Here is a 13,029-nt window from a genome sequence, read left to right on the forward strand (position 1 = left end):
CGAGGAACCAGCGATGACTAACCCTAAAGTAGTAAGAGGTCTGGTCGCGCTTCAGGCCATCTGCATGATCGTGCTTGCAGTCGTAATCGTCATCCAGGTGCTGCCGGCGGACGGTAAGGTTGATCCCGCTGCGGACCCCAATCAGACGGGCAGCGGCGATTCGGAACAGTCGGGGGAAGGCGAACTGCCGCCAAGCACAGTCATCGCGACGGTCGGCGGGGAATCCATCACACTGGGCGAGCTGCAACAGCAGCTGACCCTGCAGTACGGTCATGACCTGCTGCGAACGATGATGGTCCGCCAGGCGATCCGCCTTGAGGTGGAAGCGTCAGGAATTACGATTACCGATGCCGAGCTGGAGCAGGAGCTGCAGCAGATGACGGCGGGGTATGAGGATAAGGAAAGCTTTTATCGGGCAATGGAGGATCAATTGGGTCTGACTAAAGAGGATGTTCATCGCGATCTGCAGTACCGACTCAAGCTGGAGAAGATCGCGATTCGAGATATCGAAGTCTCCGATCAAGAGGTCGATGCCTATTTGCAGGAGAATAAGGACCAATACGCGCCGCGTGTGCAGGTTCGACTCTCTTGGATTGTCACCGAATCGCGTCGCCTTGCGGAGCAGGCCATGGACGAGCTGGCCGAAGGCGCTGATTTTGCCAAGCTGGCAGATAATTACTCTACGGATGACTTCACATCTGCGCAGGGCGGCGATATGGGGATGATCGAAATGGACGATCCTTTTATCGAAGAGGCTGTGCTTGATGCAGTGGACGAGCTGGCGGTTGGAGATATAACAGGACCGCTGCAAGTGGATGCCGGTTTTGCTATCATACGGCTTGCAGAGCGACGTGTGAATATCCAACCGGATGAACGCACGATCCGCGAGATGGCGCGCAAACAGTTGGCGTTGTCGGATGCCTTGCCACTGCCAGCGGTGGAGGATCAGTTATTGGAGAAGTATGAGGCTGCATTTGTACCCCTGGGGCAGTAAGCGCTGTGAAGTTCCTATTGACAACTACTGGTTGCCATTGTTAATATGAAGACAGGCAAAAACCAACTGAAATAGTCGGAAATAGGGAGGCTTCTTTTATCATGGCGAGAATTGTACAAAATGTAACCGATCTGATCGGTGATACACCACTAGTACGCTTGAACCGTCTTGTTCCTGAAGGCAGTGCAGAGATCTACGTCAAGCTGGAGTACCAGAATCCTGGTGCCAGCGTAAAAGACCGCATCGCGGTCAGCATGATTGAAGTTGCCGAGCAAGAAGGCCTGATTAAACCAGGCGACACCATTGTAGAACCAACCAGTGGCAATACCGGTATTGGTCTGGCGCTTGTTGCTGCAGCCAAAGGCTACAAAGCCATTCTGGTTATGCCAGAGACCATGAGTATTGAGCGTCGTAACCTGTTGCGCGCTTATGGAGCAGAGATTGTCCTGACACCGGGTTCCGAGGGAATGAACGGTGCTGTTAAGAAAGCTGAAGAAATTCAGCAGGAAAGTGGCTACTTCATGCCGCAACAGTTCAAGAACCAGGCGAACGTCAAGATTCACCGTGAGACGACTGGACCAGAGATCGTAGAAGCGATCAACTCGCTGGATGGCAAGCTGGATGCGTTTATTGCCGGTATCGGTACCGGCGGTACGATCAGTGGTGCAGGTGAAGTGCTTAAGCAGAACTTCGCTGACGTCAAGATCTATGCGGTTGAGCCAGCTGCTTCGCCGATTCTGTCCGGCGGCAAGCCAGGTCCTCACAAAATCCAGGGTATTGGCGCGAACTTCGTTCCAGACATCCTGAACCGTGAGATCTATGACGGCGTGATTACGGTGGATAACGAGGAAGCCTTTGAATATGCACGTCGTGCAGCCAAAGAAGAGGGTATCCTGTGCGGAATCTCTTCGGGTGCCGCGATCTTCGCAGCCCTCAAGGTTGCCAAAGAGCTGGGCGCGGGCAAGCGCGTCGTCGCCATCGTACCAAGTAATGGCGAGCGATACCTCAGTACTCCTTTGTTTAATTTCGAGAACTAAACCGAGTTTTTCAGGCTGTTGAAGAACGGCCGGAGAGGCACGGAATCGAATCTGGTCAACGCTTTCTGAAAGAAAGCGACTTCGGAAGCATACGCTGCGTAGCGTTCGCCTTTGTCTCCGGATTTCAACCGCTAGAGCGGTTAACAATCAAGAAATCTGGGGACAACAGCGATCGGAAGATCGATCCGTGACTGTAGGCTTCTTTATAGCAACCTGGAATTTTTGAACTTATATTTGAAGTTTATTTATTAGTATGAGGAGCGTCCTCCCGGTTACGTCCGGGAGGGCTCTTTTCTTTTTGCTTAATATGAGCTACTATAAGTGTCAATAAAACGCACTGTACCGGAAGCGGCAATCAAGCCGCGGGCAGCGGCAGAAAGGCTGGAGGGCTTGCGGATGAACATCACGCCGTATTCGATGTGGGAGAGCTGGCAGCAGGACGGGCACTATACCATGCTTCCCTATATAAGCAAGCACCCGCTGGGCTCAGGAGGCGCCAAGGTAGATTCCTGGACCCGGGCGTGGCAAGCTGCAGCGGAGTATGCAATTGTCTTGGAGAGCGGCAAAGACGGACGGTATACGTACCTCGGTCTGCGTCCGGCATCGGTCATTCGCGGGAAGGACCGGACCGCCTGGATTCAAGAGGCTGGCCTGACGGAGCCCAAGGTGTGGAACGGGGAACCGCTAGAGGCGGTCCGCAACTGGATGTCGCCGTATGTGTCGCCTGCACTGGAGGAGGCACCGCCCTTTACCGGCGGTTGTGCCGGGCTGTGGTCGTACGATATCGTGCGCTCAATCGAGACGCTGCCGCAGCAGACCGCAGATGATCTGGAAATTCCAGATTATCTGCTGCTGCGCCTGGACGAGCTCTGGATTATCGATCATGAGGAAGACACCCTCTATTGTGCCGTCCATCTCCCCGTTCGTGAAGAAATGGATGCCGCCGCGCTATCGTCGCTGTATTCGGAGGCAGAGCGTCAGACGGAGCGGATGGCACAGTTGTGGCGAGAACTGACGGTAATCGAGCCTGCAGATGTTCGCTTGCGGGAGCGGCGGCAAGCCTTGATTGCGAGCGATCCGCATCCTGTCGATGTCGAAGCAATGTCCGGCATTCACACACCGTTTTCGCGAGAGCAGTTCGTGGCGGCCGTGCAGCGAATTCAGGCCTATATTGCCGCAGGGGATGTGTTCCAGGTCAACTTGTCCGTTCGTCAGAGCCGTCAGGCGCTGGCCTCACCGGAAGAGCTGTACGAGTGGCTGCGCCTGTTCAATCCCTCGCCTTATATGGGGATGCTGCGATGTCCGGACTTTCAGCTCGTCAGCGCTTCGCCAGAGCTGCTGGTGAAGGCCAGAGCCGGGCGACTGGCTGCACGTCCAATTGCGGGCACGCGTAGGCGCGGACGCGACGAGGCGGAGGATCTGCGGATGGCCGAGGAGCTGCTGACGAGCGAGAAGGAGCGAGCAGAGCATATCATGCTGGTTGATCTGGAGCGTAATGACCTGGGCCGGATCTCTGCGTATGGCACCGTGCGCGTGGGCGAGCTGCTGGTCATTGAGCGATACTCGCATGTTATGCATCTGGTCTCCCAAGTGGAGGGGCAGTTGGCGGAAGGCAAGGACGCATACGATGTGATCGCCGCAACCTTTCCTGGAGGCACCATTACCGGCGCTCCCAAGATTCGGACGATGGAGATCATTGAGGAACTGGAGCCTGTACGACGCGGGCCCTACACCGGTTCGCTGGGGTATATCGGCTATAATGGGGATATGGAGTTCAATATCATCATTCGGACGATGGTGGTGAAGGATGGTCAGGTGCATATTCAGGCTGGTGCCGGTATCGTTATTGATTCGGAACCGGAGCGGGAATACCGTGAATCGCTGAACAAGGCCAAGGCTCTGTGGAAGGCGATTCAATATAGCGAACGGATCATGCGTGAGCAGGCTGGCGCAACGACGTAATCAGCACATAAGAGGCAAGGCCGTGCGAGGCTAACCAATACGATACAAGGGGTGGAGACGATGATCCTGGTCATCGACAATTACGATTCATTTACTTATAATCTCGTGCAGTATCTGGGCGAGCTGGGGGGCGACATTGTCGTCAAGCGCAATGATGAGATCGACTTGGCTGGTATTCGTGAATTGGCGCCCGATCATATTCTGATCTCGCCAGGCCCTTGTACGCCCAACGAAGCGGGGATCAGCCTGTCGCTGATCGAGCATTTCAAAGGCGAGATTCCGATCTTCGGTGTCTGTCTGGGTCATCAGTCGATTGGCCAAGCCTTCGGCGGCGATGTAATCCGTGCAGAGCAGCTCATGCACGGCAAGACGTCCGAGATTATTCATGATGGCAAGTCCATCTTCGAAGGGCTGCCATCGCCGTTTACAGCCACACGCTATCACTCGCTGATCGTCAAGCGGGAGACGCTGCCGGACTGTCTGGAGATTACGGCAGAGACGGCTCAGGGTGAAATTATGGGGCTGCGCCACAAGACGTATCCGATTGAAGGTGTACAGTTCCATCCGGAATCCATCATCACGCAGCACGGTCTCGTGATGCTGCGCAATTTCCTGTCGCTCAAGGCTGAGGCAGCCCGATGAAAGTCGGGCGCGATGGTCTTGTAGTCGACGCAAAAGAGGCCGTGATCTCAGTATTTGATCACGGTTTTTTGTACGGCATGGGGCTGTTCGAGACGTTCCGGACCTATAACGGCCAGCCTTATCTGCTGCAAAGCCACCTGAATCGCCTCGCGGCGGGCTGCCACGAGCTGGGTATTCGTTTTGAATGGACCGCCGACCGCGTTAAACCGTGGCTGCAGGAGGTGCTGGCTGCCAACGGCTTGTCCGAGGGCTATGTTCGTCTGACAGTGACCGCGGGAGACGCCGGGCTTGGTCTGCCTGCAGATGACTATGACGAGCCTCACGCGCTGTTGATGGTCAAGCCGCTGCCGACGATGCCGCCGTCATTGTATGAGCACGGCAAGGAGCTGTGGCGGCTGGCGCTGCCGCGCAACACCCCGGAGGGTGGGCAGCGTCTCAAGTCGCTGCACTATATGAACAATATACTGGCCAAGCGTGAGCTTGCAGCAAGCCCGGCGGCGGCAGGAGCGGAGGGGCTGATGCTGACACGCGAGGGATATCTGGCCGAAGGCATTGTCAGCAACGTGTTTTTCAGTCGCGGGGAACGGTTGTATACGCCTGCTCTGGCAACCGGCATCCTGCCGGGCATTACCCGGGAGCGGGTCATGGCACTGGCGGCAGCACTGGGGTATCCGGTAGAGGAAGGGCTGTACAGCTGGGATGATCTTGCAGCGGCGGATGAGATCTGGCTGACCAACTCCATACAGGAGCTGGTACCTGTCACCTCGCTGGCCAGCGCAGACGGGCGCCGGGTGGTGAGCGAGGGAATCGGTCCCTATACATCGCTGCTGCTCCAGGCTTACCGGTCAGAGACAGGAGGAACCGCTGGTGAAGACTAATAGGGTTTACCGCCAATACAAGTGGCAGGATGGCGTAACGCTATCCATTGGCAAAGAGACGCTGATTATGGGTATCCTGAATATCACGCCGGACTCTTTCTCCGATGGCGGGAAGTATACAGCTATAGAGGATGCGATTGCACAGGCACGGAGCATGGTAGAGGCAGGGGCACATCTGATCGATATCGGCGGCGAATCGACGCGGCCCGGGAGCACGTTCGTCCCCCTGGAGGAGGAGCTGCGTCGGATTCTCCCGGTCATCGCTGCGCTTCGCGAGGCGCTTCCGGAGCTGCCGATATCCATCGATACGTATAAGTCGGAGACGGCCCGAGCGGCGCTGGCTGCTGGAGCTCACATCATCAACGATGTCTGGGGTCTTAAGTATGATGGGGGGATGGCGGCGGTAGCAGCAGAATACGGCTGTCCGGTGATTATCAGCCATAATCGTCAGGCGAGAGACTACGAGTCGCTGGTGCCGGATGTCATCGCTGATCTGCAGGAGAGCATTGCTCTGGGCAGAGAAGCCGGAGTCACGGAAGACAACATCTGGCTGGACCCGGGCATTGGATTTGCCAAGGATATGGATGACAATCTGCACCTGATGGGCTCTCTGGATCAGTTGACGGCTCTGGGCTATCCGGTGCTGCTCGGCACCTCCCGCAAGCGATTCATCCAGCAAACGTTGAACCTGCCAGCGGGCGAAGTGGTCATGGGCACGGCTGCTACTGTGGTGGCGGGAATCATGCAAGGCTGCCAATTGGTGAGAGTGCATGATGTAGCGGCCATAGGACAAGCCGCGCGGATGACGGACCGGATTGTGTATCACTCAAGATAGATGAGGCAGGGTTCAGAGGTAGACACAGAAAGGACAGGTGAAGCAGCATGGATCGAATGACACTGAAAGGCATGGAGTTTTTTGGATATCATGGCGTGTTCCCCGAGGAGAACAAGCTGGGTCAGCGGTTCCGGGTCGAGTTGGACCTGCGGCTCGATTTGCGGGAGGCCGCAGCATCAGATGATATCGAAGCGAGTGTGAATTACGCAGATCTGCACGCTTTGACCAAAACCGTAGTGGAAGGCCCTCCCTTCAAACTGATTGAGGCGCTGGCCGGTCATATTGCATCTCGCGTGCTGGACACTTATACTATGATAAATGAAGTGACGGTTCGCCTGACGAAGCCGCATCCGCCGTTTGACATCCACTTCGACGGCGTTGTGGTGGAACTGTCAAGAAAGCGCGATGCCGATGGACGGATCGTGGCTTCGTGGAGCTGATGCCTTGATGAAAGATAACCAACTCTCCCGAGTGGCGTATATCGCCCTCGGTTCCAATCTGGGTGACCGGGAACGTCTGCTGCGGCAGGCGCTTGGCGCCCTTGACGCACATGAGCAGATTGCGGTACTGAAGCCGTCTGCGATTTATGAGACAGAGCCGGTCGGATATACGGATCAGCCGGCTTTTCTGAATATGGCAGCTATGCTGGAGACCACGCTGTCACCGACCGAGCTGCTGCAGGTCATGCTGGAGATCGAGCGCCAGCTCGGCCGGGTGCGCGAGGAACGCTGGGGTCCGCGCACAATCGACCTGGATCTGCTGCACTATGAAGGAACAGCGATGCACACTGAACTGCTCATCCTCCCGCATCCCCGGATGATGGAACGAGCCTTCGTCCTGGTGCCCCTCTCGGAGGTGCTGGCCGAAGGTCCGCTGCAGGAGGCAGTGCTAGATACACTGGGCCAGCTGGGAAAGGAAGGCATGACACGATGGAATACGAGCAACTGGCCGGACGGCTCCGAGCCTTCCGCAAACTAAAAGGCTATACGCAGCATGAACTTGCCCAGCGGCTGGGGATCTCTGTAGCAGTACTTGGTTCGCTGGAACGCGGAACCCGTGTTCCCGAGATTAAACTGCTTGATCAGATCGCTACGGCACTCGAGGTCAGCTATGACGAACTGATTGGCGACACGTATCCTGCCGGTAAGCAGCGCAACTAGTAGATCTTCGTAATCAAACAAAGAGGGAAGGAGGGAGAACTTGCTTAAGATTGGTAATATCGAGATGAAGAACAACGTTGTATTGGCGCCAATGGCCGGGGTATGCAATCCGGCTTTCCGGCTGATCGCCAAGGAATTTGGTACTGGTCTGGTCTGCGCGGAGATGGTTAGTGACAAGGCGATCCTGCACGGCAACAAACGCACACTTGAGATGCTCTACGTCGATGAGCGGGAAAAACCGCTGAGTCTTCAGATTTTCGGAGGCGACCGGGAAACGCTCGTCGAGGCAGCCAAGGTCGTCGACAAGCAGACGAATGCGGATATTATTGATATCAATATGGGATGCCCGGTACCCAAAGTGACAAAGTGTGATGCCGGCGCACGCTGGCTGCTGGACCCGGCCAAAATCTACGAGATGGTATCCGCCGTTGTCGATGTTGTGGAGAAGCCGGTGACGGTGAAGATGCGCATTGGCTGGGACAGCGAGCATATCTTCGCGGTGGAGAACGCACAGGCTGTGGAACGCGCAGGAGGCCAAGCGGTCAGCGTTCACGGACGGACGCGCGAGCAGCAGTATACGGGTCATGCGGATTGGGACATTATCAGGCAAGTCAAAGAAGCCGTATCCATTCCAGTCATCGGCAATGGTGATGTGTTCTCGCCAGAGGATGCCAAGCGGATTCTGGAGCAAACCGGCTGTGATGGGGTCATGATTGGCCGTGGCGCACTTGGCAACCCGTGGATGCTATACCGCACGATTCAGTATCTGACGAATGGAGAGCTGCCGCCGGATCCGACGCCGAGCGACAAGATGAATATTGCGATCCTGCATATGGACCGTCTGATCGCCTTGCGCGGTGAGTCGGTTGCAGTGCGAGAGATGCGCAAGCATCTGGCCTGGTATCTCAAAGGTCTGCCTGGCGCGGCACGTATCAAGGATCAGATCATGGAAGAGACGACGCGGGACAAAATGGTGGCTATCATGGGTGGGTATATCGACTCCCTGGAGGAGGAAGCCAATACCCCAGTCAGCACAGGCGCGATTGAGGACCACAAGGTTGCATATTAGACCTGGTTACTGGCCCTGCTGGCTTTGATTGACATTTGGGTCCCACTTGCAATATAATCATCCAATAGTATTCTGCCCTTGGCCCAAGTGGCTGATGTCGCTGGTCTGGGACGGAAGAATTGATCGACAGCAAGGTTTCGTGTCATTACGGGTTCTGAATGTAATATATTAAATATCAGTGAATTCATACACGGTATGAAAATATGTCACACGACAGGAGAATCAGTAAGATGAACGACAAAGAAATCATCCTTACTCAAGACGGACTTAAGAAATTGGAAGAAGAATTGGAAACGCTGAAGTCAGTCAAACGTCGTGAAGTCGCTGAGCGGATTAAGGTAGCCATCGGCTATGGTGATATTAGCGAAAACTCCGAGTATGAGGATGCGAAGAATGAGCAAGCATTTATCGAGGGCCGTATTATTACCCTGGAAAAAATGCTGCGTAATGCACGCATTATCAATAACGACGAGGTTGATATCGATACCGTAAGCATTGGTTCTACCGTCATCGTAGAAGACTTGGAGTTCAAGGATACGATGGAGTACACCATTGTTGGTACGGCAGAGGCGGATCCGCTGCAGAACAAAATTTCCAATGAAAGTCCCGTAGGCCGGGCTATTCTAGGCAAAGATAAAGGCACGATTGTTGATGTCAATGTTCCGGCTGGCGTGATTAAATATAAAATTTTGGACATTAAAAAGTAAGTTTTGCGCGGCATGTTCTGGAAAGCTTCCTTGAGGGAGGCTTTTTTTTGCAAAAAAAGGGCAGAGTATTGGCAGCAGAGCAGCTGTCAGGATGAACAAGGAGATGAATGAAGTGGCACAAGACAATCAAGATCAGACGGCAACGCAGGAACAAGAATTAAGTGAGCTGCTGCAAATCCGTCGCGACAAGCTGGACGAGCTGCGGGGATTGGGTGTGGACCCGTTCGGCAAAAAGTTCGTGCGCACACATCAGGCGAATGAGATTTTGCAGGCATACGGCGACGTTAGCAAGGAGGACCTGGAAGCCCAAGCCAACGCTGTGAGTCTGGCTGGACGCATTATGCAAAAGCGGGGCATGGGCAAGGCCAGCTTCGCCCATATCCAGGATCTGAGCGGCAAAATCCAGCTGTACGTCCGTCAGGATGCCCTGCCGGAAAATGTGTACAAAGCATTTGACCTGCTTGATATCGGTGATATGGTGGGCGTTCGCGGCGTAGTCTTCAAGACTAAGACGGGCGAGACCTCCGTCAAGGTGCAGGAGCTGGAGGTACTGACCAAGTCCCTGCTGCCGCTGCCAGAGAAGTACCATGGCCTGAAGGACGTCGAGCTGCGTTACCGCCAGCGCTATGTCGATTTGATCATGAACCCTGAGGTGCAGCAGACGTTCATTACGCGCTCGCGCATCATTCAATCCATGCGCCGCTATCTCGATACCCGCGGTTACCTGGAAGTGGAGACGCCGACGCTGCATTCCATCGCCGGTGGCGCGGCAGCCCGGCCGTTCATTACGCATCACAATGCGTTGGACATGCAGTTGTATATGCGGATTGCCATTGAGCTTCATCTGAAGCGTCTGATTGTGGGCGGTTTGGAGAAGGTCTATGAGATCGGACGCGTCTATCGCAACGAAGGGATCTCGACCCGGCATAATCCGGAGTTCACCATGATTGAGTTGTATGAGGCATATGCCGACTATCAGGACATTATGGAGCTCACAGAGCAGATGGTTGTGCATATCGCGCAAGAGGTCTTGGGCACGACAACCATTGACTATCAAGGCCAACAAGTAGAGCTTGGCAAGCCTTGGCGGCGCGTATCTATGGTAGAGCTGGTGAAAGAAGCGACCGGTGTCGACTTTGGCGCTCAGATGACGGACGAAGAGGCGCATGAGCTGGCCAAGACGCACAAAGTACCGGTAGATGCACACATGTCCCAAGGACACATCCTCAATAACTTCTTTGAGACGTTTGTGGAGCATACGCTGATTCAGCCGACGTTTGTTACTGGACATCCGGTAGCCATCTCCCCTCTGGCGAAGAAGAGCGAGAGCGATCCGCGCTTTACGGACCGTTTTGAGCTGTTCATTGTAGCCCGGGAGCATGCCAATGCCTTCACGGAATTGAACGATCCAATCGACCAGCGCCAGCGCTTCGAGGCGCAGCTGGTAGAGAAGGAGCACGGCAATGACGAGGCGCATGAGATGGACGAGGACTTCATTCGCGCCTTGGAATATGGCATGCCGCCGACGGGCGGTCTGGGTATCGGTATCGACCGTCTGGTGATGCTGCTTACCGATGCGCCGTCCATCCGCGATGTGCTGCTGTTCCCGCATATGCGCGACCGTTCGCAAGACTAGATCGTTCAGGGGCCGTTCAGGGGCTATCCTATAAGTCCCCCCAAACAAAAAGGTTGGGCGAGAAACCGTTAGGTTTGCCGTCCAGCCTTTTTGGTTTGAAAATCAACGAAACGTAATGCGCTGTTGGGGCTTTAACGGACACCATGAGAGCGTCGATTAATTAGCCGCCCCCAAGGGGAAACGTGCTAACGGCCACCACAGCCGCTATTTCGCCCAAAACGGGTTACTTTGAATTCTAACGGCCACCAGCGCACTTATTGGAGGGTTTTCGAGGCTCAGTGGTCTGTTTGGCCACAATAGGCGCATATATGGCCGTTAGAAATGATTAGCTGCCTTTTCAGGACAAATAAGCGTATATATGGCCGTTAGAGCTGACTTTTGGACAGCACCTTATATTATTATAGATTTTATATGTTTTCGGTGATATTTAGGATTATATTCCAGCACCTCCAAGTGGAACAATTCGAACCCTTTTTGCGTCTATGATGGCGGAGGTGGGGGATTGATGAACAAAGCACAAACCGGCATCGTGGTCGTTCTGTTGCTGGTTCTTCTAATAGCATTAACGGCTTTTGAGCGGGTCGGAGCGGGAGTATTTGGCGAAGAGACACAGAATGGCGCTGCGGCCGTGATGTGGCTGGAACGTCATGAGCTGACCATGCGGCCTGGCGAAGACAAAGCGGTATTGGATGGAGCAGTCATCGAAGGCGAGCCGCTGCTGGTGAATCGGGGCCGATCCTACGTTGCTATTAAAATGGTGGAACGTGCCGGGGCGGGTCAGGTCTTCTGGGACAATACCAGACGCCAAGCGGTCATTGAGATGAAGGATTCGATCCACGGGGCGCTGGATCAGCTATATTATGAAGCGGGAACGCCGTACCCCTATAGTGAAGACGGTACAGCTTTGACAGATTTGCGGATGCCGCCTCCTTTTCTCTATCAAGGGCGTATGTATATCCCTGTCAGTGTTCTGCCAGCACAGGGCATTGCTGCAGAATGGGCAGATGGAGCAGTAACCTGGCGCTGGAGTGACAAACGCGTGAGACTCGCTGCTGACACGGTGGTTGCGTCGGGACCGAATTATTCATTGACGGTGCTGTACCAGCAGGAGCTAATGACACCACAGCTATTGCTGGCGGGCGGCGGCGGCCGATGGAGTGGATTGGAGGGGCAAGTCGTAGAGCGCGGCATCGTGCAGGGTGACCGTCTTTTCAACCGCATTGCGTTTCGGACAAAGCTCCAGCCGGGACCCAATCCGATCGAGCTGCGCTCGGCCTCTACAAGGGGGCAGACGATGGAGGTTTACTGGGAAGCATCGAACCAGGAAGCAGCCATTCCTGTCAAGCTGTATGCCGAAGGGGAAGAGCGCGTAGAGATTACGGCACCGCTCACCGGGTATAGCCGGGTCCAGGCAGGCGATAATCTAACGATAGAGGGTCGGATCCGACACACAGAACCGGCAGAGGGTGACGTGACGTTGGCGGTCTACCGCTTCAACCGGGACGCCTACGATTATAGTGATCATGTGCAGGATCTGGTGGTTCCAGTGACAGATGGTTCGTTCGCGGGTGATGTGAGTCTGGAAGCGGGCGGCGATTATCTGATTCAGATTATTAGTCCACGCTATCTGGAGCTGCCTGGTCAGAAGGAGAGAGGCGTCGCACTGTGGGCTGAGCTGCGTGTTGTAGCTGAGCAGGAGTAACACGAAGAGATGTGGTATTCTAGCTGTATTCTATAGGATGGACTAGTCGCCTCACGACGGTCCGGAACGGCATGGGGGTGCCGGTTCCGGACCGTCGTTTTTTAAGCGGACAGGAGCCCGGAAAACGGGTATAGCGGCCCGCTAAAAACTTTTTTGAAAAAAGACTTGCATTGGGTGATCGATCCGTGCTATATTATTCAAGTCGCCGCTGAACGGTAGCGACAAACGAAAGAAAATGTGTTCTTTGAAAACTGAACAACGAGCGAAATGTCCTGTAGCTCTTCGGAGTTACAGATAGCAATACCAGCAAGAAATGAGCTATTCAGCTTTCTATCATGGAGAGTTTGATCCTGGCTCAGGACGAACGCTGGCGGCGTGCCTAATACATGCAAGTCGAGCGGAGTTGA

13 protein-coding genes and 1 rRNA gene are annotated in these 13,029 nt (G+C 54.8%); all 14 read left to right on the forward strand.

Annotation, left to right across the window (positions count from 1 at the left end):
* The first annotated feature begins 13 nt into the window (after positions 1 to 13).
* Positions 14 to 994, forward strand: coding sequence for a peptidylprolyl isomerase (locus tag F556_RS35745; RefSeq protein WP_083938225.1), 981 nt, complete (start codon positions 14 to 16; stop codon positions 992 to 994).
* Between the two features lie 101 nt (positions 995 to 1,095).
* Positions 1,096 to 2,031 (forward strand): cysteine synthase A, encoded by a 936-nt coding sequence (gene cysK, locus F556_RS0130795; protein ID WP_020620866.1) that lies wholly within the window; start codon positions 1,096 to 1,098, stop codon positions 2,029 to 2,031.
* Positions 2,032 to 2,427: 396 nt separating this feature from the next.
* Positions 2,428 to 3,993, forward strand: a complete 1,566-nt coding sequence (locus tag F556_RS0130800; protein WP_020620867.1) for an anthranilate synthase component I family protein — start codon at positions 2,428 to 2,430, stop codon at positions 3,991 to 3,993.
* A gap of 60 nt (positions 3,994 to 4,053) precedes the next feature.
* Entirely contained in the window at positions 4,054 to 4,635 is a 582-nt protein-coding gene (gene pabA / locus F556_RS0130805) for an aminodeoxychorismate/anthranilate synthase component II (protein ID WP_020620868.1), read from the forward strand.
* On the forward strand, positions 4,632 to 5,513 hold the full coding sequence (locus tag F556_RS0130810; RefSeq protein ID WP_020620869.1) for an aminotransferase class IV: 882 nt from the start codon (positions 4,632 to 4,634) through the stop codon (positions 5,511 to 5,513). The genes pabA and F556_RS0130810 overlap by 4 nt, the downstream gene beginning before the upstream one ends.
* The gene (gene folP / locus F556_RS0130815) at positions 5,503 to 6,348 is read left to right on the forward strand and encodes a dihydropteroate synthase (protein ID WP_020620870.1); all 846 of its coding nucleotides are present in this window, start codon (positions 5,503 to 5,505) and stop codon (positions 6,346 to 6,348) included. The genes F556_RS0130810 and folP overlap by 11 nt, the downstream gene beginning before the upstream one ends.
* A gap of 47 nt (positions 6,349 to 6,395) precedes the next feature.
* The gene (gene folB / locus F556_RS0130820) at positions 6,396 to 6,788 is read left to right on the forward strand and encodes a dihydroneopterin aldolase (protein WP_020620871.1); all 393 of its coding nucleotides are present in this window, start codon (positions 6,396 to 6,398) and stop codon (positions 6,786 to 6,788) included.
* 7 nt (positions 6,789 to 6,795) lie between these two features.
* A complete protein-coding gene (gene folK, locus F556_RS0130825) occupies positions 6,796 to 7,326 on the forward strand; it encodes a 2-amino-4-hydroxy-6-hydroxymethyldihydropteridine diphosphokinase (RefSeq protein ID WP_020620872.1) in 531 nt (176 codons plus the stop codon).
* A complete protein-coding gene (locus F556_RS0130830; protein ID WP_020620873.1) occupies positions 7,278 to 7,508 on the forward strand; it encodes a helix-turn-helix domain-containing protein in 231 nt (76 codons plus the stop codon). Before folK ends, F556_RS0130830 begins: the two co-directional genes overlap by 49 nt.
* Before the next feature lie 40 nt (positions 7,509 to 7,548).
* Positions 7,549 to 8,577, forward strand: coding sequence for a tRNA dihydrouridine synthase DusB (dusB, locus tag F556_RS0130835; RefSeq protein WP_020620874.1), 1,029 nt, complete (start codon positions 7,549 to 7,551; stop codon positions 8,575 to 8,577).
* 230 nt (positions 8,578 to 8,807) lie between these two features.
* The gene (gene greA, locus F556_RS0130840; RefSeq protein ID WP_020620875.1) at positions 8,808 to 9,284 is read left to right on the forward strand and encodes a transcription elongation factor GreA; all 477 of its coding nucleotides are present in this window, start codon (positions 8,808 to 8,810) and stop codon (positions 9,282 to 9,284) included.
* Positions 9,285 to 9,375: 91 nt separating this feature from the next.
* Positions 9,376 to 10,920: a lysine--tRNA ligase gene (lysS, locus tag F556_RS0130845; protein WP_245583168.1), complete on the forward strand. Its 1,545-nt coding sequence runs from the start codon at positions 9,376 to 9,378 to the stop codon at positions 10,918 to 10,920.
* A gap of 505 nt (positions 10,921 to 11,425) precedes the next feature.
* Positions 11,426 to 12,622: a stalk domain-containing protein gene (locus F556_RS0130850; RefSeq protein ID WP_020620877.1), complete on the forward strand. Its 1,197-nt coding sequence runs from the start codon at positions 11,426 to 11,428 to the stop codon at positions 12,620 to 12,622.
* 332 nt (positions 12,623 to 12,954) lie between these two features.
* Positions 12,955 to 13,029, forward strand: a 16S ribosomal RNA gene (locus F556_RS0130855); the annotation flags it as partial.

Origin of the sequence: Paenibacillus daejeonensis DSM 15491, from assembly GCF_000378385.1 — a bacterium.
Taxonomy (GTDB): Bacteria; Bacillota; Bacilli; order Paenibacillales; family Paenibacillaceae; genus Paenibacillus_D; species Paenibacillus_D daejeonensis.

Bases quoted from the DNA above. Each gene is read 5' to 3' on its own strand.
- F556_RS35745 (WP_083938225.1), top strand. From the start codon at position 14: ATGACTAACCCTAAAGTAGTAAGAGGTCTGGTCGCGCTTCAGGCCATC.
- folB (WP_020620871.1), top strand. From the start codon at position 6,396: ATGGATCGAATGACACTGAAAGGCATGGAGTTTTTTGGATATCATGGC.
- F556_RS0130800 (WP_020620867.1), top strand. From the start codon at position 2,428: ATGAACATCACGCCGTATTCGATGTGGGAGAGCTGGCAGCAGGACGGG.
- pabA (WP_020620868.1), top strand. From the start codon at position 4,054: ATGATCCTGGTCATCGACAATTACGATTCATTTACTTATAATCTCGTG.
- F556_RS0130810 (WP_020620869.1), top strand. From the start codon at position 4,632: ATGAAAGTCGGGCGCGATGGTCTTGTAGTCGACGCAAAAGAGGCCGTG.
- folK (WP_020620872.1), top strand. From the start codon at position 6,796: ATGAAAGATAACCAACTCTCCCGAGTGGCGTATATCGCCCTCGGTTCC.
- lysS (WP_245583168.1), top strand. From the start codon at position 9,376: ATGAACAAGGAGATGAATGAAGTGGCACAAGACAATCAAGATCAGACG.
- F556_RS0130850 (WP_020620877.1), top strand. From the start codon at position 11,426: ATGAACAAAGCACAAACCGGCATCGTGGTCGTTCTGTTGCTGGTTCTT.
- greA (WP_020620875.1), top strand. From the start codon at position 8,808: ATGAACGACAAAGAAATCATCCTTACTCAAGACGGACTTAAGAAATTG.
- cysK (WP_020620866.1), top strand. From the start codon at position 1,096: ATGGCGAGAATTGTACAAAATGTAACCGATCTGATCGGTGATACACCA.
- F556_RS0130830 (WP_020620873.1), top strand. From the start codon at position 7,278: ATGGAATACGAGCAACTGGCCGGACGGCTCCGAGCCTTCCGCAAACTA.